The sequence below is a fragment of the Mesorhizobium sp. WSM4820 genome, assembly GCF_055811075.1.
On record NZ_JBVVQN010000003.1, the window covers coordinates 416,272 to 435,724 of the forward strand.

20 protein-coding genes and 1 pseudogene are annotated in these 19,453 nt (G+C 62.5%); 9 read left to right on the forward strand and 12 right to left on the reverse strand.

Annotated elements, in window-relative coordinates; translation table 11 throughout:
• Positions 1–10: 10 nt before the first annotated feature.
• The 5 genes from AC0L2R_RS07960 to AC0L2R_RS07980 form a co-directional block, all read right to left on the reverse strand.
• Complete coding sequence (locus AC0L2R_RS07960) at positions 11–667, reverse strand: DUF1579 family protein (RefSeq protein WP_473508353.1); 657 nt, start codon at positions 665–667, stop codon at positions 11–13.
• A 120-nt stretch (positions 668–787) separates the two neighbouring features.
• A complete protein-coding gene (locus AC0L2R_RS07965; RefSeq protein ID WP_473508354.1) occupies positions 788–1,531 on the reverse strand; it encodes an SDR family oxidoreductase in 744 nt (247 codons plus the stop codon).
• Positions 1,528–1,893: a putative quinol monooxygenase gene (locus AC0L2R_RS07970; protein WP_023799825.1), complete on the reverse strand. Its 366-nt coding sequence runs from the start codon at positions 1,891–1,893 to the stop codon at positions 1,528–1,530. Before AC0L2R_RS07970 ends, AC0L2R_RS07965 begins: the two co-directional genes overlap by 4 nt.
• A 285-nt stretch (positions 1,894–2,178) precedes the next feature.
• Entirely contained in the window at positions 2,179–3,177 is a 999-nt protein-coding gene (locus AC0L2R_RS07975; RefSeq protein ID WP_473508355.1) for an AraC family transcriptional regulator, read from the reverse strand.
• A gap of 559 nt (positions 3,178–3,736) precedes the next feature.
• Positions 3,737–4,639, reverse strand: coding sequence for a LysR family transcriptional regulator (locus tag AC0L2R_RS07980; protein WP_473508378.1), 903 nt, complete (start codon positions 4,637–4,639; stop codon positions 3,737–3,739).
• A gap of 133 nt (positions 4,640–4,772) precedes the next feature.
• Between AC0L2R_RS07980 and AC0L2R_RS07985 the strand changes: the two genes are divergently transcribed.
• From AC0L2R_RS07985 to AC0L2R_RS08000, 4 genes are all read left to right on the forward strand, one after another.
• Positions 4,773–5,189: a RidA family protein gene (locus AC0L2R_RS07985; protein ID WP_473508356.1), complete on the forward strand. Its 417-nt coding sequence runs from the start codon at positions 4,773–4,775 to the stop codon at positions 5,187–5,189.
• Between the two features lie 459 nt (positions 5,190–5,648).
• Positions 5,649–6,464: an oxidoreductase gene (locus tag AC0L2R_RS07990; protein ID WP_473508357.1), complete on the forward strand. Its 816-nt coding sequence runs from the start codon at positions 5,649–5,651 to the stop codon at positions 6,462–6,464.
• Between the two features lie 126 nt (positions 6,465–6,590).
• Positions 6,591–7,469 carry an AraC family transcriptional regulator gene (locus AC0L2R_RS07995; RefSeq protein ID WP_473508379.1) on the forward strand — a complete coding sequence of 293 codons (879 nt, stop codon included), beginning with the start codon at positions 6,591–6,593 and terminating at the stop codon, positions 7,467–7,469.
• A gap of 259 nt (positions 7,470–7,728) precedes the next feature.
• Positions 7,729–8,106, forward strand: coding sequence for a VOC family protein (locus AC0L2R_RS08000; RefSeq protein ID WP_473508358.1), 378 nt, complete (start codon positions 7,729–7,731; stop codon positions 8,104–8,106).
• 117 nt (positions 8,107–8,223) lie between these two features.
• On the opposite strand, the pseudogene AC0L2R_RS08005 reads toward AC0L2R_RS08000, so the two are convergent.
• A pseudogene (locus AC0L2R_RS08005) lies at positions 8,224–9,155 on the reverse strand (LysR family transcriptional regulator).
• 84 nt (positions 9,156–9,239) lie between these two features.
• Here AC0L2R_RS08005 and AC0L2R_RS08010 point away from each other — a divergent pair.
• The 3 genes from AC0L2R_RS08010 (at position 9,240) to AC0L2R_RS08020 (ending at position 12,046) form a co-directional block, all read left to right on the forward strand.
• Positions 9,240–10,112, forward strand: a complete 873-nt coding sequence (locus AC0L2R_RS08010; protein ID WP_473508359.1) for an NmrA family NAD(P)-binding protein — start codon at positions 9,240–9,242, stop codon at positions 10,110–10,112.
• A 138-nt stretch (positions 10,113–10,250) separates the two neighbouring features.
• On the forward strand, positions 10,251–11,159 hold the full coding sequence (locus tag AC0L2R_RS08015) for an alpha/beta fold hydrolase (protein WP_473508360.1): 909 nt from the start codon (positions 10,251–10,253) through the stop codon (positions 11,157–11,159).
• The gene (locus AC0L2R_RS08020) at positions 11,156–12,046 is read left to right on the forward strand and encodes an alpha/beta fold hydrolase (RefSeq protein ID WP_473508361.1); all 891 of its coding nucleotides are present in this window, start codon (positions 11,156–11,158) and stop codon (positions 12,044–12,046) included. The genes AC0L2R_RS08015 and AC0L2R_RS08020 overlap by 4 nt, the downstream gene beginning before the upstream one ends.
• Here the strand turns inward: AC0L2R_RS08020 and AC0L2R_RS08025 are convergent.
• From AC0L2R_RS08025 to AC0L2R_RS08050, 6 genes are all read right to left on the reverse strand, one after another.
• A complete protein-coding gene (locus AC0L2R_RS08025; protein WP_473508362.1) occupies positions 12,036–13,022 on the reverse strand; it encodes a methyltransferase in 987 nt (328 codons plus the stop codon). The genes AC0L2R_RS08020 and AC0L2R_RS08025 overlap by 11 nt on opposite strands.
• A gap of 48 nt (positions 13,023–13,070) precedes the next feature.
• The gene (locus AC0L2R_RS08030) at positions 13,071–14,381 is read right to left on the reverse strand and encodes a hemolysin family protein (RefSeq protein ID WP_473508363.1); all 1,311 of its coding nucleotides are present in this window, start codon (positions 14,379–14,381) and stop codon (positions 13,071–13,073) included.
• Between the two features lie 156 nt (positions 14,382–14,537).
• Positions 14,538–15,245 (reverse strand): LssY C-terminal domain-containing protein, encoded by a 708-nt coding sequence (locus AC0L2R_RS08035; protein WP_473508364.1) that lies wholly within the window; start codon positions 15,243–15,245, stop codon positions 14,538–14,540.
• A gap of 89 nt (positions 15,246–15,334) precedes the next feature.
• Positions 15,335–16,150 (reverse strand): extensin-like domain-containing protein, encoded by an 816-nt coding sequence (locus tag AC0L2R_RS08040; protein ID WP_473508365.1) that lies wholly within the window; start codon positions 16,148–16,150, stop codon positions 15,335–15,337.
• Positions 16,151–16,342: 192 nt separating this feature from the next.
• Positions 16,343–17,251 carry an extensin-like domain-containing protein gene (locus AC0L2R_RS08045; RefSeq protein WP_473508380.1) on the reverse strand — a complete coding sequence of 303 codons (909 nt, stop codon included), beginning with the start codon at positions 17,249–17,251 and terminating at the stop codon, positions 16,343–16,345.
• Between the two features lie 150 nt (positions 17,252–17,401).
• Positions 17,402–17,827 (reverse strand): DUF3775 domain-containing protein, encoded by a 426-nt coding sequence (locus AC0L2R_RS08050; RefSeq protein WP_023799808.1) that lies wholly within the window; start codon positions 17,825–17,827, stop codon positions 17,402–17,404.
• Between the two features lie 197 nt (positions 17,828–18,024).
• Between AC0L2R_RS08050 and AC0L2R_RS08055 the strand changes: the two genes are divergently transcribed.
• A complete protein-coding gene (locus AC0L2R_RS08055; protein WP_473508366.1) occupies positions 18,025–18,588 on the forward strand; it encodes a tetratricopeptide repeat protein in 564 nt (187 codons plus the stop codon).
• A 284-nt stretch (positions 18,589–18,872) separates the two neighbouring features.
• Positions 18,873–19,346, forward strand: coding sequence for a transcription elongation factor GreA (gene greA / locus AC0L2R_RS08060; protein ID WP_023799806.1), 474 nt, complete (start codon positions 18,873–18,875; stop codon positions 19,344–19,346).
• Positions 19,347–19,453: the final 107 nt, after the last annotated feature.

A 19,453-nucleotide genomic window follows, 5' to 3' on the forward strand; every position in this document is an offset into this window, starting at 1 on the left:
GCGGACGCGCTCACTCTTTCAGCCGTGTATAGAGGCCGCGTGTGGCCAACGTCTCTTGCTGTCCGGGACGCGTGAAATAGAGCTCAAAGACATGGCGATCGTTGTTCTCGATTTTGATTATTGTGCGCATGCCGATCGACTTGCCGACCGTGTCTTCGCCAGCCACACCCTGGTCGGTGAAGGCCCCGGACATGCTGATGGGCCTTTGATTTCCGGATCCAGGGGTGCCTTCGTAGTACATCATGGTTGTGTTGACAGGATCGATCGTAATCCACTCGTATCGGTCGTCCATGATACTGTAGCCGAGCCAGCCTTTGCGCCAGATTGGCGCTCCATCCAGCGTCCCCTCCATCGTGTCTTCGATGTAACGGCCGCCTGCCAACCACTGCCGACGGCTAATGAGGTCGTCCGTCACGAGCGGCGGCTGATCGGGGCTGCGGCCGAGCGTGCCGTAGAAGCTCAACTGGACCCGCCAGGTGCCAACTAGTGGCGCCAGAACCTCATGCGCCTGACCCGGCAATCCGCGACTAAGCCATTTGGGTAACTCGGACTGCGTCGGGGGCGCGGCCGCGGCCGAGCCATCTTGAGCCAATGCGCCGGAAGGAACCGGGAAGGCGAACGCAACGACAATTAGGGCAACGTGTAGTGTCTCAATGATTCTTCTCATCTGCGGTCCATTGTTTATTGGAAATTGCTGTAACGCGCGTGGTTGAGGGTCACCGTTGTGAACTTTCCGCGTGAACCGGATCGATACTGATCTCTTAATCCTTGAGGCTTTACTGTTAGATCATTCGATGCTGACCAGCGTTTCACCTCCTGAAACTTCTAGAATAGCGCCGGTCACGAAATCATTAGTCATCAGGAAAAGTGCGGCCTTGCCGATATCGTCGACTTTTCCAACGCGACCTGCTGGGAAGCTCTCGCGCACCAGCGCGAAAAACGCGTCCCGCTTGGTTTGCGGCATGCCGGCCCACATTTCGCTGTCTATGACGCCTGGACGGATTGTGTTGACGCGGATCGGACCGAGTTCGAGCGCAAGGGCTCGTGTCAGCGCCTCCAGACCAGCGAACGCGACCATCATCATCGAAGCGCCCATGCGAGGCTTGGTCACCAAGCCGCCAGTAGTGAATGTGATCGAACCGCCTTTCCGCATCTTGGGCGCCGCGTGCCGGGCGCAAGACCAACTGCCCAGGAGCTTGCCATACAGAACGGCCTGCGCGTCGGCCAGCGTTTGGGAGAGGAAGGTTCCTCCATGACTTGGTGGAGTTGCGGTGATGAGAAGGTGGTTGAGCGCCCCCAGCGTTTCGAATACTTGCTCGACCGCCGCATCGTCGGTCATGTCCAGCGACTGGAAGGTGATTGAACCGTGGGCGCTTTGTTCTGCAGCCAATTTCGCCGGTGGCCGCCGCCCGAGCGCGATGACCTCGGCGCCTGCGCGCGAGGCCGCAAGAGCCGCCCCCATGCCCATGCCGCTTGTCCCGCCAACGATCACGACTCGCTGATTCAGAAGAGACTGCTCGTCACCGGTCATCGCGGATCTCTGCCGCTGGCATATGGGCTCAGCATCTCAAGCCACTGCGTCTCCATGTCGCCCGGTTCGAGCTCACCACCATCTACGACGAACCTCTGGACATAGGCTTCGCTGAAGTGGCTCTTGACTGCATCGACACTGCGCCAGACTTCGTAGATGACGATGAGATCGGGGTCGGATCGATCACGATGGATGTGGAATTGTAGACAGCCCGTTTCTGATCTCGTCGCTTCGAGATCCTCAAGCATCCGGGTAACGAGCGCTTCGCCTTGACCAGGAGCGGCGCGATGCTTGGCGATAATGCAATAGGGCGTGTGTTCGCCAGTGGCTGGTGGGGGAAGATCAGGCAACACCAACGCCATATGAGTCTCCTTCTGGTAGCGGCCTAGGAGGTATTCTGCATTCACACGTCATGCGTTCATGGCGCATGCGAAATGCCGGCTATTGCTCCTTCGATAATCCACCGCGATGCAGTCGCTGCTTTGGCTCGCGACTCGGTCGAAGTGGTTACGGCATTTGAGAATTTGCAGATCCTGGCGCGGCGCCGCTATGGCAGAAACGCTTGAATGTCTGACCGTTTGTCGCACTGATTACATTAGCCGTGGATCGCATCAGGCGATGCAGGACCGATCCCGTCTCTGTTATGCTCACCCGCGCCCGGAATCTCGGACCGCGCCTGGCGAGACGCCTATGAAGCGTTTGAATGCCCTGCTGAAGGATGCATCGGACTCATATCCCAACTCAGACGCGACCTGTGACAGCGACATATATCCGTTCCGCAACCAGGATTCGGCCAGCCTAAGCCTCCATTGCAGGAGATAGCGGGCCGGAGATACCGACAACAGAACCTTGAATCGCTGCGAAAACCTCGATCGCGACAGCCCAGACAATGCCGCCAGGCGATCGACTGGCCAGTCTTCGCCGGGGGAGCGATGGATTCTTGCAAGCGCAGACCCGATTTGCGGATCCCGCACGGCCGCCAGCCAACCAGTCAGATTGTCGGAACACGTCTCGACCCAGGATCTGATTACTTGCGTCATGACAATATCAGCAAGGCGCGCCATTACCGTTGCCGATCCGATTCTTTGCCCATCAGCCTCCCGCGCCATCATAGCAAGGAGGTTTGGCAGGTCAGTATCGCTGTGCTCTGCATAGCGGATATGCATCACCGGAGGCAGCAGTTCCAGGAGCGGATTTGCCGTCGGCCCCTCAAAGCCGATCGTACAGCATGCGATCAGCGATCGCGGACCGCCGCCGCCGGACTTCAATTCGTAGGTTCCATTCCCGATCAACGCCGGTTTGATATCGTCCAGTGGCAAGGCTCTCCCTTTGGGCCGGTCGGACATGGTGTGCTCTGTTCCGTGGGGAAGAAGAAGCACATCGCCGCATTCCAGCAGCAGCGGTGGCAAGCTCTTGGCTTGTATCCAGCACTGACCCTCGAGCATCGCATGAAATCGTACGCCCTCCCTGAACGGCACGGCGATGCCCCAAGGCGCCGTTAACTCGCTGCGGCCATATCTCGCATGGGCAAGGCGCAGGTCGCGCAGCACCTCGCTCAACAAATCATTCTCGGCCGGCTGGTAGCCCATCGTTGCACGTCCAAGACCGGGCCGATTCATGGATCTAAGCGGATCGTCCATATGCATTCCTTGCCTCGAACCTTTGCATACTCTTTATGCATCCCGTTATCTCTTGGTGGGCAGAATATGCTACGGATCGATCCTCTAGGTCCTAAATCTAATAGGTCTGCATGATGGCGGCTGCTCGACTACCGAATTTTCTCGGCTCGCGCGTTCCATACCGAGGCGACGGCGCAATGTCGGTGTTTGGCAGACTACGTCGCGTGGCTGATCTGCTCGACGATAGAGTTCCAATCAAGTCCGGCTCTTTCGTGCGATATGGGAAGTCCGCAACGGAACATCAGCGCAGGTTGCCGCGAATGTCGGCTACCCGATAGCAAAAGATGGGGGACCCTGCGCCGAGCTGTATGTCTGCTCACCTGCATATCAAACTACAAGCTGCCGGTCCGCACTCGGCCTCACTTGCGTCATCGCCTGCTTCAGCCTGACCGATCGAACTGGTCATCGGCCCAATGCAGGATTCGTCCGCACTGAGGCAGAACACTGGTTCATTGACGCAATAGCAACCAACCGAGCACCCCGAATCCGCTGGCCCAACGACCGGTCATGGCGCGGCTGCTCGTCGCTAAGGTTCTTTCTTCCGCAGGTCTTTGACGACATCGAGAAAGGCCCGCAGTGCGGGCGGTACGGCTCGATGTCCGGGGTAGTAAACCGCAACTTCTTCCGCAGCGGACATCCACGCGGTCAGGACCTTGTGCAGCCGGCCGTCGGACAAGGCCGCGTCGGCGGCCCAATCGGCCACGTAGGCGACGCCCAGATCCTCTATTGCGGCTTCGACCATCAGCTCCTCGTCGTCGAGGACGACGGGGCCGTTTGCCTCGATCACGAGCTCCTGGCCGGCGCGTTCGAACTCCCATCGGTAAAGCTTGCCGCTGGGCATGCGGTGGCCGATGCAATGGTGGCGTTGCAATTCCTCGGGGGTTTTCGGGTCGCCGAAGCGATCGAGGTAGGCGGGCGACGCGACACAGATGAACCTCAACGCGCGTGCAAGCGGCACGGCGATCATGTCCTTGGGCACCGATCCGAGGAGGCGCACGCCGGCATCGAAGCCGCTGGACACGATGTCGATGAGCCGCCCCTCGACGACGATGTCCACGGTCACATCCGGATGGCGCTCCGCCATCCGCGGAAGAACCCGGCGAACGAGAAGCAGGGCCACCAGTCGCGGGGCGTTGATGCGGACGGTGCCCGCGACATTGCCCCTGAACCCGGCGACGCTTTCGAGCGCCTCGTCCAGCGAGGCGAGCGCCGGCTGAAGGCGGCCGAGCAACTGGAAACCGGCTTCCGTCGGCGAGACGCTGCGTGTGGTGCGGTTGAGAAGGCGCACCCCCATGCGCTCCTCGAGCGCACGCATGGTGTGGCTCAATGTGGAAGGCGCCGTGCCGATCTCGTCCGCTGCGCGGCGGAAGCTGCGGTGCGTGGCAACGGCCACGAAGGCGGTGAGATCGTTGAGGGACGGGCGGGACATTGATGGCAATTTTGCATCACCTCATGCCGATTTCAACGGCTAATGCGCGTAATGCGATTGCCTTATCTCCTGCTTGCATCAACTCGACGGCTCCGGGCGGTCCGCCCGTAATCGAGACAGAAAGGAGCATGAAATGCCTGCACGTGATGCCATCTATCCGGCCAAACGCCACGCGTTATACGATATTCATCGATATTCCGCGGCCATTCGCTCCGGCGATCTTCTCTTCGTATCGGGTCAGGTCGGCAGCCGTGAGGACGGCTCGCCCGAGCCCGCATTCGAGGATCAGGTTCGGCGGGCTTTCGCCAATCTGCGCGCGGTCCTCGCCGCCGCCGGGTGCAGCTTCGACGACGTTGTCGACGTCACCACCTTCCACACCAACCCGGACCAACAGATCGAAACGGTGCTGGCGGTCCGGGCGGAGGAGATCGGCGGACCTCCCTATCCGAACTGGACGGCAGTGGGCGTCAACTGGCTTGCCGGCTTCGATTTCGAGATCAAGGTCATCGCCCGTATCCCTTCTGCCACCAGCGGCCAGCCGGCGGGCTGATCGCTCGCCCTGCAATTTCTCTACTGCCGATTGTTCACAACGCTAAGGGCAGCAGGGGAGCTTTAAGGCTGCCATGCAAACGGCTTGAACTTTGCGAATGGTTTTCGGCGAGGGCGCGAACGAGCGGTTAGGGAACGCGCCAGAAATGTCGGCCTGGTCGGCGCCGCGACCGCCAGCGTCGCCGTCGTCGAAGTCTGCATATGGGCAGCGGCAAGGGCACCCTCTACGGCAAAGCTACCCCTGGCAGAGAGCCTGCTCCCTACACGTCAGGACGCCACTTCGTCCTGGCGCAGATGGGGCGGCAACTCCCATGATCCGGCCGCGCGACGCGTTCTTTCTGCCCTTTTCGTAGCGCGTTACTGCCTTTCCCTCCTAGCATTGCATTATTATCGTAATATGTTATTATGATCATAATTCAACCGGCGAGAGAAGTCTGGCCCTGACGATTTGGAGCACGAAATGAATGCGAATTCCGAAAAAACCGCTGTGGTGACTGGAGCGTCCTCGGGCATTGGCCACGCCAGCGCCGAGGCGCTTGCGCGGGCAGGATTCACCGTCTTCGGGACAAGTCGCCGCCCTGTCGGCAACGGCCCGGAGGGAGTGACCATGCTGGTTTGCGACGTGACCGATGACGCTTCTGTCGGCGCCCTCGTTTCGACCGTGCTGGCGCAGATCGGGCGGATCGACCTCCTGGTCAACAATGCCGGCGTCGGTCTGCTTGGCGGTGCCGAGGAATCCTCGGTCGCACAGGTGCAGGCCCTGTTCGACGTCAATCTGTTCGGCGTCATCCGCATGACCAATGCTGTGTTGCCGTCGATGCGGCAGCGCGGCGCAGGGCACATCATCAATATCGGCTCGATTCTGGGATTGGTGCCGGCACCATACTCAGCCCATTACTCTGCGGTCAAGCACGCGCTTGAGGGCTATTCGGAATCGCTCGATCACGAGGTTCGTGCTTTTGGTATTCGCGTCTCGGTCATCGAGCCGGCATTCGTGCGTACCGTCTTCGACCAGAATGGGATCGAGCCGGATTCGGTGTTGCAGGAATATGATCGGGCGCGCGCCGGGCTCAAGGCGCTGCTGGGCGATGTGATGCCCAAAGCCGATCCGCCGGAAGTGGTGGCGGCTGTGTTGGTCAAGGCGGCGACCGATGCCCGCCCGCGGCGTCGCTATACCGCCGGCAAGGCCGCGCGCCAGGTCAGCATTCTGCGCCGCTTTGCCCCCGCAGAGATGTTCGACAAGAGCTTGCGCAAACAGTTCCGCCTGCCGGTCTGAACCCGGTTAGCAGTGCTCCACCGCCAACGGCTCCGCATCGATGTGAAACAGCGCCTGTGTTCAGCAAGAACAGTCGAGCGCGCTGTCTCGCAAGCTGGCAGATTGCTCTCACCACAGGAGAGCAAGATGACGATGCGGCAAGATCCCTACCACACGCGTATGAAACGGGTGTTGAACTACATCGACCGGCATCTGGAGGATGATCTTGGCCTGGACACGCTTAGTGCCGTTGCGGCCTTGTCCAAGTACCATTTCCACCGCCAATTCAGGGGATATTTCGGCATATCAGTGCGTCGCTATGTTCAACTCGTTCGCATGAAACGGGCGGGACAGGTGCTTGCCTTCAAGGACGAGGCGAGCGTGACCGAAACCGCGCTGGACGTCGGTTACGATGCGCCCGACGCCTTCGCCCGCGTGTTTCGGAAAAGCTTTGGGCAATTGCCTTCCGCATTTCGGGACACGCCCGACTGGGAGGTGTGGTTTGCCAGCCTGTGGCCATTGACCAACGCGAGCAGCAAGCTCATGAACACGGCGTATTGTTTGGCTGATGTCAACATCATCGACGTGCCGAAAACACCCGTCGCCGTCCTGCAGCACCGAGGCAATCCGGCCCTGGTCGGCGAGACTATCCAGAAATTCATCGCCTGGCGAAGGTCTGTCGGTTTGAGCGCCGCGTCCAGTGCGACCTACAATGTGTTTCATTCGGATTCCGACATGACGCCGCCGGACGAATTCCGCCTCGACATCTGTGCAGCGACCGATCGGAAAATCGAGCTGAACGTGCAGGGCGTGGAAGCCGGTGTTCTTCCGGCCGGACGATGTGCCGTGCTTCGCGCAATCGGGGCAGAAAATGTCGAGCCGGCGATCGAATTCCTGTATCGCGACTGGTTGCCGGCAAGCGGTGAGGCACTTCGGGATTTTCCCCTCTACTGTCAGCGGGTGAGTATTGTTCCGATGGTTGCCGAGCACGAGGCCATCACCGACATCTTCCTGCCATTGGTGTGATTTGCTGGCCCTCCGATGGCCGTCATCTCCGCTACAGTCGAACGTGGGTCAAATCACCACTGGAGACAGCTAAATTCCGCGCCGAGCTAATGTCTGCCTGGTCCGCACCGCGACCTCCAGAACAGTTCGCCAACAAACACGAGCTGTTGCACAGTGCAGCGGCATTGTCAGGTTTTTAACCAAGAAGCCATGTAGCGCCTGGCACTACGCGTATGGATTGGGGTGGTCATCACCGCGATCGCGTCAGTAAGGAGATAAAATGGAAAAGGTGCTCGGCATCGGTGGCTTCTTCTTCCGAGCGAAGGAGCCCGATGCGCTCGCTCGATGGTATGCCGGCCATCTCGGCGTTGCGCTGCCGCCAGAAAGCTATGATGACCGCTCGTGGGAGCAACAGCAGGGCGCCACCGTCTTTGCTCCCTTTGCCGCGACTAGTGACTACTTCGGTCGGGTCGATCAGCAGTGGATGATCAATTTCCGGGTGCGCGACCTCCAGGCCATGGTCGCACAGCTCACGGCAGCCGGAATTGCGGTCGAGGTCGACACCGAACATTACCCTAATGGCTGGTTCGCCCGGCTTGCCGATCCAGAGGGCAACCCGATCCAACTCTGGCAGGCGGAGGGGGCCGACCGTGATTGAAGGCGCAGGCGGAAACGCAAGCGCCGAACCTGGGCTTCGGTTGAGACCGTTCTAGAGCATCTTTCCTGAACGCGGGTCGGCTCGAGGCGTTGTGCTCCAGGGAGCCGCTTTGCGGCCTCAGTTTCCAACGTCGATCGCCGATGACATATCCGCCGCCGCCGTGACAATGGCACGTCTCAACCATATGTGCCTGGGCGCGTCCTGCTGGCGCGCGTGCCAGACGAGGCTCATCGTGAAGCTGCCAAGATCGAGGGGCGGCGGCAACGACACGAAGCGCTTCATGTTGGCGGCCGCTCGCGCCAGGCTCGAAGGCAGGGTCATGATCAGGTCGGAGCGAGCGGCGATCTCGACCGCCGCGAAGAAGTTCGGCACGCGCAGCTTCACCCGCCGCGTTCGCCCGATGCGGGCAAGCACCTCGTCGACAGGCGCAGGCCCGACGCCGGTGACGCTCACCACGATATGCTCAAGCGCCAGGAAACGCTCGAGCGTCAGCTTTCGGGCGAGCGCCGGGTGCTCCGCCCGCATCAGCGTCACGAGCTTCTCGTCATAGAGACCGCGCCGGCGGATGCCGGCCGGGGCTCGTCGACCAGCGCCACCATCGCATCGGCGCTACCCTGCTGCAGCGCTTCGACCGAGTCCGTGCCCGGCGCGACGATATCGAGATCGAGGGACGGCGCCTCGCGCCCAAGGCGGGCGAGCAGATGCGGCGCCAGCACGGCGGCCTGGAGATCGGGCATCAGCAGCCGGATGCGGCCGGTTGCCGTGTCGGGATCGAACGCGTTGGCCTCGACCATCTCTCGCACGCCCGCCAAGATGCCGCGCAGCACCGGGCGCACCTCTTCCGCACGGGCGCTGAGGACATAGCCGCCCGGTCCATCGACCAGCAACGCGTCCGAAAACAGCGCGCGCAATCGGCCGAGCGCTCGGCTCGCGGCGGGCTGGCTCATGCCGAGCCGGCTTGCGGCACGGGTGACGTTCTTCTCGTCCAGCAGCGCTTCGAGCGCCACAAGCAGGTTCAGGTCGATCCGGCGTAAATCCACTTCGTGCATGGTAACTATATACATCATGCATTGGACGCATGGAAAGCCTGCGCCTATCGTTCTCCCCGTCAAGTGAGATGAAGAGAAGAAGTGATGTATGTCGTGCTTGGAGCAAACGGGCGGGCCGGCGGCGAGGTCGCGCGCGCCCTGATCGCAGGCGGCGAAGCCGTGCGCGTCGTCCTGCGTCGCAAGGAACAAGGCGAAAAATGGACGGCCCTCGGCGCCGAGGTGGCCGTCGCAACAATGGAGGATGCAGGCGCCATGGCCGATGCGCTGACCGGCGCGCGGGCCGCGTTCCTGCTCAACCCGCCGCCGGTGAGCGGTGATCCCTATCAGCGCACGGAAGAAATCGGCGCCGCGCTTGCCGATGCGGCACGGCGTGCAGGTCTGCCAAAGGCCGTCGTCCTGTCGTCCATCGGCGCGCAGCATGCCTCCGGCACCGGCGTCATCGCCACCCTCAACCGCTTCGAGGCGCTGCTCGACGGCGTGGCGCCGGCCACCGCCTTCCTGCGGTCGGGGTATTTTGTCGAAACCTGGAGCGAGGTGGCGCAATCGGTCCTGTCGCAAAGCATACTGCCGACCTTTATCGAGCCTTCCCAGAAAATCCCGATGGTGAGCACGATCGATGTCGGGCGCGCGGCAGCGACCGTGCTGTGCGAGGAATGGACCGGCAAGCGGGTCGTGGAGCTGGGCGGACCGGAAGACTGGAGCGCCGGCGACGTGGCATCGGCCTTCGCGGACGTTCTCGGCCGGCCGGTAACGGCTGTGCTTGTTGCGCCGGAGGAGCGTGCCGCGCTGCTTGCCGAGGAAGGCGTGCCGGGCGAGGTGGCAGATGCGCTGCTCGGTATGTATGAGGGAATCGCCAACGGCCTGTTGACGCGCCAGGACAGCAGCGAGCACCGGCGTGGCACGACCTTCCTGGCGACGGCGATAGAGCGCGTTGTCGCAACGCCAGCCGGCCGCTGATCCTCGGCCGAGTAGCGACGGCCGAAACGGATCACGGGCTTCCAGCCACTCCTTGGGGAACGTTTTCGGCCGGCATCCGGAACCGCGCCACTGGTTTGAACTTAACCCCATTCCGGACGGCAAAAAGGGAATCCTGACATGAGACTGCCTGCCCCACGCCAAATGCGTCTCTCCGATGGAACCGAGCTTGCCTACGTCACTGCGGGCGATCCATCCAACCCGGCTTTGCTCCTCCTGCATGGGTTTCCCAGCTCCGCAAATGCATTCCGCGATGTGATTCCCGGACTGGCGGGCGCAGCCTATGTGATCGCGCCCGACCTCCCGGGCCATGGCCGGTCCGACGTCCCGCCGACACCATCCTTCGCCGCGATCAGCGAGGCGATTTCCGAATTGCTGACCCACCTCGCGATCGGGCGCCGCTTCATCCATATTCATGACTGGGGCGCCGCCGTGGGTCTGCAGATCGCCATGCAAGCGCCCGAGCTGGTTTCGGGTCTCATCATACAGAACGCAAACGCGCATCGAACCGGCGTCGGTCCCGTCTGGGACGCCGTGTTGAAATTCTGGTCAGAACCGACAAAGGAGAACGAAGCGGCCGCGACTCCCGACCTGACCTTCGAATTCACACGCGAGCAATATTTGGGCGGCCTGCCAGAGGATGTCGCCGCCACGATCAGGGGCGACCCCTGGGTCGAGGACTGGAGGGTGATGAACCTTCCCGGCCGCATGGAGACCCACCGCGCGCTCATCGGCGACTACAAAAGCCATGCCGCGCGTTTCGATACGATCGCCGCCTATCTCAAGAGATGGCAACCGCCGGCGCTCATGCTGTGGGGCCGTCACGACCCCTATTTCGATATCGCCGAAACGCTGTCCTGGATGCAGGATCTGCCGCGTATGGAAGCGCATGTTTTCGACGGCGGGCATTTCCTGCTCGAGACGCACGCCGAACCAGCACTCTCCCTGATGGTCGAGTTCATCGAGCGAATACAGGAGATGCACCCTGATCGAGCCCATCCCGGAGCAGTGCGAGGAGTGCAGGCATGACATCCCCCACGCAACAGCGGCTGCGCCTGTCCGGCGGGACCGAGTTTTCCTTCATCACCGCGGGTGATGCGTCCAATCCCGCGCTGCTGCTCCTGCACGGCTTCCCGAGCTCGTCGCGCACCTTCCAGGGCATCATTCCCGGCCTTGCGCGCGTCGCCTTCGTCATCGCCCCCGACTTGCCTGGCTACGGCCAATCGGCGCCGTTGCCCGCGCCCTCGTTCGAAGCGTTCAGCGGCGCAATCCAAGAGCTCCTAACTCATCTCGCGATCGATCGGCGCTTCATCTACCTGCACGATTGGGGCGCGCCTGTTGGTCTCCGGGTCGCTATGCAATCCCCCGACCTCGTCTGCGGCCTCATCATTCAGAGCGCCAACGCACACCGCACAGGGTTCGGACCGCAATGGCAAGGCACGTTCGAATTCTGGTCAAACCCGACGGAAGAGAACGAAAGGGAGGCTACCGCGTTTTTGACCTTGGAAGGCACCCGCGAGCAGTATTTGGGCGGCTTGCCGGAGGATGTCGCTGCCCGGATCAAAGGCGAACCCTGGATCGAGGACTGGAGGGTGATGAATCAGCCTGGCGGCATGGAAACACAACGCGCGCTCCTCGCCGACTACGCCAACCATGCCGCGCGCTTCAGTCTCATCGCCGACTATATCGAAACGCGGCAGCCGCCGGCGCTCATGCTGTGGGGCCGCCACGACCCGTTCTTCGACATCGCCGAAACACTGTCGTGGATGCAAGACCTTCCACGTATGGAAGCGCACATCTTCGACGGCGGCCACTTCCTGCTCGAAACCCACGCCGAGGCGGCAGCCGCGTTGATGACCGACTTTATTGAGCGAACGCAGATTGCGATTGGCCATTCAGCCACGATCAGCCCGTGAGGCGCGCACGAAACAAGGTGGAGCCGTCCGGCAGGCGCGACCTGGAGATATCCCGGAATCCAGCCTCGGTCATCCACGCGCGATACTGACCTTCAGTGTACGATTCGCCGTGGCGATAGAGGTTCAAGAAGGTGAGATTCAGAAACACACCCTCAGGCGGGCCGAGGCGGTCGTCATCGACGACACCCCACCCCGCAATTGCGATCTCGCCTCCGGGTGTGAGGCAACGCGCCGCGTTCAGGATCGAACTGCGCGCCTGGTCCGGCGGAAGGACCTGGACGACGGCCTTCAGGATCGCCAGATCGTGCCGACCGATCGATGGCGCGACGGTTATATCCCCCTCTTCGACAATCACGTCGGCGGCACCGTATTCTGACAGGATATCTTTCGCGACCGCTGCGACCGTTGGGAGTTCCATCAGCGTCGCCGCAATCTGCGGACGCCGCTCGCGAAGTCCGACGAGAATGGTCCCGGGGCCGCCGCCGATGTCGATGACCGAGCCGATCGCCGAGAGGTCCATCTCCTGGGCCAGATGGCGGCCGAAAATTACCCCGCCCGGTGCGAGCATGCGGCTGAAGGCCGCCGCGGCCTCGGGGCCGGCTTCGGAAAAGTCGTGCAGCGCAGCCGGCCGGTTCTGTCGCAGCGACTCTGCGGTCAGAAGGTCGGCTCCCCAGAGCTCGCGCAGGAGCGCATGATCGCCGCCGCGATAGGCCGGCTTGGACGCGTCGAGGAAGGCCGCCGCTTCGGCTCCGTTGCGAAATTGACCATGCTTGACTTCGAGGAGACCGATGCTGGCAAGCGCGTAGAGGAGCCGCGACAGACGATCGGGCTCGATTTTGAGCGCGACCCCAAGGCTATAGGCAGTCATCGCGCTGCCACCGAGCCGGGTGAAGATGCCAAGGTCCAGCCCGGCGCGAAGCGCCAAGGCGGGCGGCACCGCTGCGATCAGCTTGTCGATCCGATCAGAATCCACCATGCCCTCCCGCGATCCAGGACCGACTTTGCCTACCCATCGCGTTGACCGCTACCGCACGATTTCGCGATGGCCGCCGGGCAGGCGGGTGGCGATGAGCTTGTCGATGCGGCGGCCGTCGAGGTCGACGACCTCGAAGCGCCAGCCCTGCGCATCGACGCATTCGCCGGTCGTCGGCAGATGGTGCAGATGCGCCAGCACGTAACCGGCGACAGTCTCGTAGTCGCGGTTCTCGGGCAGGTCGATGCCGAGAACGTCGGCCATCTCGTCGGCCTGCATGTAGCCGGCGAGCAACCATGAGCCGTCGTCACGTTTGACGGCGTTTTCTTCGTCGCCGGCGTCGAGGTCCGCCCGGAAGACGCCGGTGATGGCTTCCAGTATGTCGGCCGGGGTGACGATGCCTTCGAAATGGCCGTATTCGTCATGGACCAGCGCCATCGGCACGTTGGATTCCTTGAGTGTCGAAAGGACATCCAGCGCGTCGGCCTGGTCATGGACGATGGGAGCGGTGCGCACATGCCGGCGCGGGTCGAGCGCGCGACCGCCGAGCATCGCGGCCAGCACGTCGCGGGTCTGGACGACGCCGATCATGGCGTCGACGCTGCCATCGCCGGCCGGCAGGCGCGAATGCTGGGTCTCCATCAGGAGCTTCCGGATTGCCGCGTCATCGGACTGCAGGTTGATCCAGTCGACCTCGGTGCGCGGCGTCATCACCGCGCGGACGGCGCGGTCGCCGAGCCGCATGACGCCGGCGATCATGCGCCGCTCGTCGGATTCGATGGTGCCGTGATGCTCGGCCTCGGCGACCAGCATCTTGATCTCCTCGTCGGTGACCTTCTCCTCGCTTTCACCGCGCTGGCCAAGCAGCCACAGCATGGCGCGGCCGGAAATGTCGAGCAGAAAAACCAGCGGCGCCGAGACGGTGGCGAGGATGGTCATCGCCGGAGCAACCCTGGCGGCGACGCGTTCGGGATCGCGCAGCGCGATCTGCTTGGGCACCAGTTCGCCGATGATCAGCGAGAAATAGGTGATGAGGGCGACGACGATGCCGACGCCGATCGGGTCGGCAAGGTTTTCGCGGATGCCGGTCGATGCCAGGAATACGGACAGCCGCTCGCCAAGCGTGGCGCCGGAAAAGGCGCCGGACAAGACACCGACCAGGGTGATGCCGATCTGCACCGACGACAGGAATTTGCCTGGATTGGCGCCGAGCGCCAAGGCGCGTCCGGCGCCCTCGACGCCGCGGTCGATCATTGCCTTGAGGCGGGCCGGCCGTGACGAGACGATGGCAAGCTCGGACATTGCCAAAAGGCCGTTCACGCAGATGAGGACGACCACGATGGCGATTTCAGCATAGAGCATGCGAGGTCAATAGCATTGCGGCGCGGCTTTCGAAAATAGACGGCCGTCATTTTTCATACCGGCGGGCGCAACCATCTCATGCGGCATCCCATGGCGGCTACGAAAAATGCTCGATCAGGGCGTCGACGAGCCGGCGGCCGGCCGTTGGTCTTGCGCCTAGGGCAGCTGCCGCAGCACGCCCACTACCGCCTTGCCGTCGGTGAAATAGGGATCGCCGCCGCCATTGCGACCGGTCCTTGTCGCACCGATGCCTGAGATCTCGCTGGTCGAGATCAGCATGCCTGCGGCAGACAGGTCGCGGACCAGGAAATCGCGCTCGGCGTCGAGGTCGGGACCGATATGGTGGGTGATCTGGCCGGTGTCGTGGCTGAGGCCGACGCCGCGATCAAAACTTGCCGCACCCAGCCAGAGCGGCCGGCCATCGTCTCCGGTCGCATCGGTCTGCCAGAAGCGGACGTGATGACGCCGGTCGGCACTGTCGCCGACCGGCTTCTCGAAGGCCAGATCCTGTGCACGGCCTTCGAACAGCAGCCGGCTGACCGGCGCGTCTGGATAGGGCCGATCGAACAGCACGCTTTCGCCGATCTCGATCGCCGTCTCCAGCGTGAGGGCGTCGGCGGTGTCCCATCCGGCGACGGCGAAGGCGTGGACCAGCTCTTTCCTGGTGCCGACGAGGCCGACATTGATCGGATCGCCCGCAATGCCTTGCGGCGTGTGCGTCACCATTTCGAAGCGCTGCGTGCGGAAGTTGCGGTCGCGCAGGGTCCAGAATTCCGGCGCGGCGAAATAGGCGAGCACGAGATAGCCGGCACAGAACGCCACCAGCCAGATCGTTGCGCGTCGTCGAAAGCTTCGTCGGCTCATGCGACACCACCGTGGTGATATGACATCACCTTATGTGACGTCATTCTACGCGGCGGCGCACACCTTGGGCAGTGGGCACGCGCTCGGGCTCAGCGGCAGGCGCGGTAGCCGTTCTTGCGGTTCTTGATGTCGAAATGGAAATGGTTGCGGTGGTCGTAATTGTAGCCGGGACCGAGCACGGTGGTGAAATACTGGCAGCCGTCGGCGCGCACAGTGTTGAGGAAGCCGCGGGTGCGGAAGGCGAACAGGCCGGGCTTGCGCACGTCGATCTCCTTGCCATTGCTAAGCTCGATGCTCATGACGTCGAGCGCGTTGCCCTTGCCGTGCTCCGACAGCGTGCCTTCGCCGGCGATCCTGCGGCAGGAATAGCTCGAGCCCTGGCGAATGGTCCTGACGCCGGAGAAATAGCGCCAGCGGGCGGACGGGACCAGTTCATTCCTGGCCCAGCCGGCGAAGGTGGCGGCCATGTCGCAGGTCAGCGTCGCAGCCGGCTTCATCCCGATGCGGCCGATGGCCGAAATCTTGACCGGATAGTCGATGCCGCACTGGCCTTCGCGGATCGGCGCAAGGTCGGTGTAGACGACGCCCAGGCGCTTCAAATCCCTGCGGCACTCGACCTCGCTGGCGGGCATCTGTTCGGTCGGCGCCATCGGCTCGTCCATGCGCGGATAGGCGGCGGTCATGTAAGGGTTGGACGGGACGAGGCGCTGCATTCCAGCGTATTTCTGGCCAGCGTATTCCGGGACAGCTGATGTCTGGCTGCCGACATCGACGGCCGGTTCCAGCGAAAGCACGCTGCCGGTGGTGCAGGCCGAGATCGCTGCGATGGCAAGCCCGCCGGCAATCATGCGCGCGCGTCTCACTTGCCGGACGGCGACAGACGCGGCGCGAAATATCCCGGCCATTGGCAGGTTCCCGGTCCCCGAGCCGATCAGGCTCCATGTGATCGTTTGATCATGATCTTTCTCCGAAAACCGGATCCCACTTTTCGGGGTCATGATCATATGAAACGGAGCTTACCCGCCAACAGTAAAGGAAAAATCAGCGGCTGCGTTTACGGCTGCGGCCAAATTGCGGCGCGTCGGTCCGCAACCATATCACTGGCAGAAGGTGCCGCCGTTGCGGCGCGGTGCAAGATCGAGATGGAGATGCAGCGAATGATCGGCATCGCTGCCCGGGCCAAGCACGGTCTTGAACGGTCCGCAGGCTGCCTTGCGTATTGCGTTCAGGAATTTCGCGTCCTTTTCCGGCGGCGCCGGGCGGATGTCGATCCTCCTGCCGTCCGAAAGCGTGAAGCTGGCGATGTCGAGCGCGTTGCCGAAGGCGTGCTCCGACAATTTCCCGCCGCCATTGCGGTGGCGGCAGACGAAGGCGGATGCCTGGCCGACCGACTTGAGTTCGGCGCCGAGCTCGGCCTTGGCCGCCGGCTGGACGATATCGGCGGCGAAGCGCGCGGCGGCCTCGGCCATCTGGCAGTTCAACTCGGATTCGGGGTTGATATCCAATGACTTGCCCAGCGTCTTCAGTGCGATCGGATAGGGGACAGAGCAGCCGACCGCCGCATCGTGCTCGGCTTTGCGTTCCTCGAAGTCGACGCCCATCGACTTCAGCCGCCGGCGGCAGGCCAGTTCCTCGTCCGGCATTTTCTCCTGCGGCACAGCGGCCGAGCGCGGGTCGGGAGGGATTTTTTTCTCCGGCGCCTGCGCCGGCATCTCCGGTGGTTTTGGCGCGGCGGCCGGTGGTTCTGCCGCGGCGGGCTTTTCGGTCGGCGTCGGAGCGACTGCCGGCGGCTGCGGCCGGGCTTGCTGATGCTGGTCCGACTTCTGCTGGTCCATTTTGTCGGTCGCGGGTTGATCAGGCTTTGGCGCATCCCCAGGGCGCGGCTCGGGGATCGGCACGTCGGCAGGCGCGGCTTCTTGCGCTGATTGCGACTGATTGAGCTCCGGGACGGGCACCTTATCGGGCAGTTCCGGAGCTTGGGCCAGGGCCGCTCCTGCGGACAGCATCGCCGCTGCCAAAGGCAGCGCCAATCTGATCAATCCGGCCATTCTGATCGATGTAGGAGAGGTCACCACCGCCATTCGCCCTTAACGGCGGGCGAATGCGGAAGTTGCCTGAACGAGGGCATTGGCCGATCACAAACGGTGACCGCGGTGTTACGCACCGATCGCTTCCAGCCCTTCCTCCAGCCAGTCGGCCAACAACGGCATGCCGAGCAGATATTTCGCCGTGCGCTTGTTGGCGCGCTCGCGCGCGGCCGTCAGCGCGTCCGCCCATTCCGAGGCGTCATAGTCGCCGCGTCCAACCCAGGCGAGGGCGACGAGTTCGGCCGCCTCATCGACATTGAGGTCGTTGATCAGTTCGCGCAGCTCTTCTTCGGTGAGGTCCTCGGAACGTTCCTCGACGAGACCGTCATGATGATGGTTGTCATGCGCCTCGCTATCGAGTTCTACCTCGTGCTCGGCGCCATCGGCATAGTCTTCGTTGACGGCGGCGCTCAACGCCTTCGCCTTGAGGATGAACAGGCGCACCGTGTCGGGACCGATCGAAAGCTCCCATTCTTTTTCAAGGCGCCGCTGCACTGGCCGTCTCCGCATACTCCGTTGGCGTTTGCTGGATGATAGCGGATTTGCGGCGCTCGTCACGTTTTGTTCGGCGCTTCCATTTTCCGACTGGCGCTGATCGTTGAAAAGGCTTTCACTGGCCGTGGCTTTTTTCCGGGATGAAACCGCTTTTGCCCGGCGTTAGTCTTGCATTGTCATGCTTCAGGGAGGGTTCGATGCGCAGACGATTGCTGATCCAGGTTCTGGCGGTTGCCGCCCTGCCGCTGTTTGCGGTTCCGGTGTTTTCGGCGGGCGAGGGTGGCGGAGGCGGCGCAGGTGGAGGCGGTGGCGGTGGCGGTGGCAGCCAGACGACACAGTGCAAGAAAGGCAAGGTCTGGGACAAGAAGCTGAAGAAGTGCGTCGCGCCCAAGCACGGCATGCTGGACGACGACAACATCTATGAAGCCGGCCGCGCGCTGGCGATGGCAGGACGTTATGACGAGGCGATTGCCGTGCTCAGCCTGGCTGCGGACAAGAAAGATCCTCGCATCCTCAACTACCTCGGCTACTCGCACCGCCATTCCGGACGCGTCACCGTCGGTCTCGGCTATTATGAGGAAGCGCTGCGCATCGATCCTGATTACACGCTGGTACGCGAATATCTTGGCGAGGCGCATCTGCAGATCGGCGATCTCGCCGGCGCCCGGGAACAGCTCCGCGAGATCGAGAAACGCATCGGCAAGGGATCTCGTGAATACGGCATGCTGTCCGAGCAGATAGACCGTTTCATGAAGAGCTGAATAGAAGCCCGAACACGCCTCACCACCGGCTGTGAGCAATCGCAGCCGGTTTTTATTGCCGCTCGCTCGGCCAGCCGGGCTGCCATGACGGCATTTCCGCAAATGGCGGGCGAATTTTTCAAAACCGATTTTTTGGCGTGAAAAACCCGCGAAGATTGCTATATTGGAGGAAATTGCGGTGACACGGTTCCGTTAGCCCGAGGCTGCCGGACCGTTTTCTTTTTGTACCCATCGACAAGGTCGCTCCCGGAATGCGGGGGCGGCGGCAGGAAAGGTCAGGCATTATGAACAAGGTCCCGATGACAGGCGAGGGGTTCGCGTCATTGAAGGAAGAACTGCGCTGGCGCCAGCAGGAAGAGCGGCCGCGCATCATCGAAGCAATCTCCGAAGCGCGCTCGCACGGCGATCTCTCTGAAAACGCGGAATACCACGCGGCGAAAGAGGCGCAGAGTCTCAATGAGGGCCGCGTCAACGAGCTCGAGGATTTTATCGCCCGCGCCGAGGTGATCGACATCACCAAGCTCAGCGGCGAAAAGGTCAAGTTCGGCGCGACCGTGGTGCTGGTCGACGAGGACACGGAAGAGAAGAAGACCTACCAGATCGTCGGCGACCAGGAGGCGGACGTGAAGTCAGGCCGCATCTCGATCTCCTCGCCGATCGCGCGGGCGCTGATCGGCAAGGAAGTCGGCGATGCCATCGAGGTCAACGCGCCAGGCGGCGCGCGGGGCTATGAGATCGTCCAGGTGCAGTTCATTTAGGAATTGGCGCCACTTCCCTTCTCCCCTTGTGAGGCCTTTGCACAGAATCGGATTGATGATTCCGGGGGTAAGGAAGAGAGGGAGATGATTCGGATGGTCGATCGTGT

Excerpts from the sequence above, each read along its gene's own strand:
- AC0L2R_RS07995 (WP_473508379.1), top strand. The coding sequence starts at position 6,591 with ATGACGATGCGGCAAGATCCCTACCACACGCGTATGAAACGGGTGTTG.
- AC0L2R_RS08020 (WP_473508361.1), top strand. The coding sequence starts at position 11,156 with ATGACATCCCCCACGCAACAGCGGCTGCGCCTGTCCGGCGGGACCGAG.
- AC0L2R_RS08015 (WP_473508360.1), top strand. The coding sequence starts at position 10,251 with ATGAGACTGCCTGCCCCACGCCAAATGCGTCTCTCCGATGGAACCGAG.
- AC0L2R_RS07970 (WP_023799825.1), bottom strand. The coding sequence starts at position 1,893 with ATGGCGTTGGTGTTGCCTGATCTTCCCCCACCAGCCACTGGCGAACAC.
- AC0L2R_RS08010 (WP_473508359.1), top strand. The coding sequence starts at position 9,240 with ATGTATGTCGTGCTTGGAGCAAACGGGCGGGCCGGCGGCGAGGTCGCG.
- AC0L2R_RS07980 (WP_473508378.1), bottom strand. The coding sequence starts at position 4,639 with ATGTCCCGCCCGTCCCTCAACGATCTCACCGCCTTCGTGGCCGTTGCC.
- AC0L2R_RS08030 (WP_473508363.1), bottom strand. The coding sequence starts at position 14,381 with ATGCTCTATGCTGAAATCGCCATCGTGGTCGTCCTCATCTGCGTGAAC.
- AC0L2R_RS07990 (WP_473508357.1), top strand. The coding sequence starts at position 5,649 with ATGAATGCGAATTCCGAAAAAACCGCTGTGGTGACTGGAGCGTCCTCG.
- AC0L2R_RS08035 (WP_473508364.1), bottom strand. The coding sequence starts at position 15,245 with ATGAGCCGACGAAGCTTTCGACGACGCGCAACGATCTGGCTGGTGGCG.
- AC0L2R_RS08000 (WP_473508358.1), top strand. The coding sequence starts at position 7,729 with ATGGAAAAGGTGCTCGGCATCGGTGGCTTCTTCTTCCGAGCGAAGGAG.
- AC0L2R_RS08045 (WP_473508380.1), bottom strand. The coding sequence starts at position 17,251 with ATGCTGTCCGCAGGAGCGGCCCTGGCCCAAGCTCCGGAACTGCCCGAT.
- AC0L2R_RS08025 (WP_473508362.1), bottom strand. The coding sequence starts at position 13,022 with ATGGTGGATTCTGATCGGATCGACAAGCTGATCGCAGCGGTGCCGCCC.
- AC0L2R_RS07985 (WP_473508356.1), top strand. The coding sequence starts at position 4,773 with ATGCCTGCACGTGATGCCATCTATCCGGCCAAACGCCACGCGTTATAC.
- AC0L2R_RS08040 (WP_473508365.1), bottom strand. The coding sequence starts at position 16,150 with ATGGCCGGGATATTTCGCGCCGCGTCTGTCGCCGTCCGGCAAGTGAGA.
- AC0L2R_RS07975 (WP_473508355.1), bottom strand. The coding sequence starts at position 3,177 with ATGCATATGGACGATCCGCTTAGATCCATGAATCGGCCCGGTCTTGGA.
- AC0L2R_RS08055 (WP_473508366.1), top strand. The coding sequence starts at position 18,025 with ATGCGCAGACGATTGCTGATCCAGGTTCTGGCGGTTGCCGCCCTGCCG.
- greA (WP_023799806.1), top strand. The coding sequence starts at position 18,873 with ATGAACAAGGTCCCGATGACAGGCGAGGGGTTCGCGTCATTGAAGGAA.
- AC0L2R_RS07960 (WP_473508353.1), bottom strand. The coding sequence starts at position 667 with ATGAGAAGAATCATTGAGACACTACACGTTGCCCTAATTGTCGTTGCG.
- AC0L2R_RS07965 (WP_473508354.1), bottom strand. The coding sequence starts at position 1,531 with ATGACCGGTGACGAGCAGTCTCTTCTGAATCAGCGAGTCGTGATCGTT.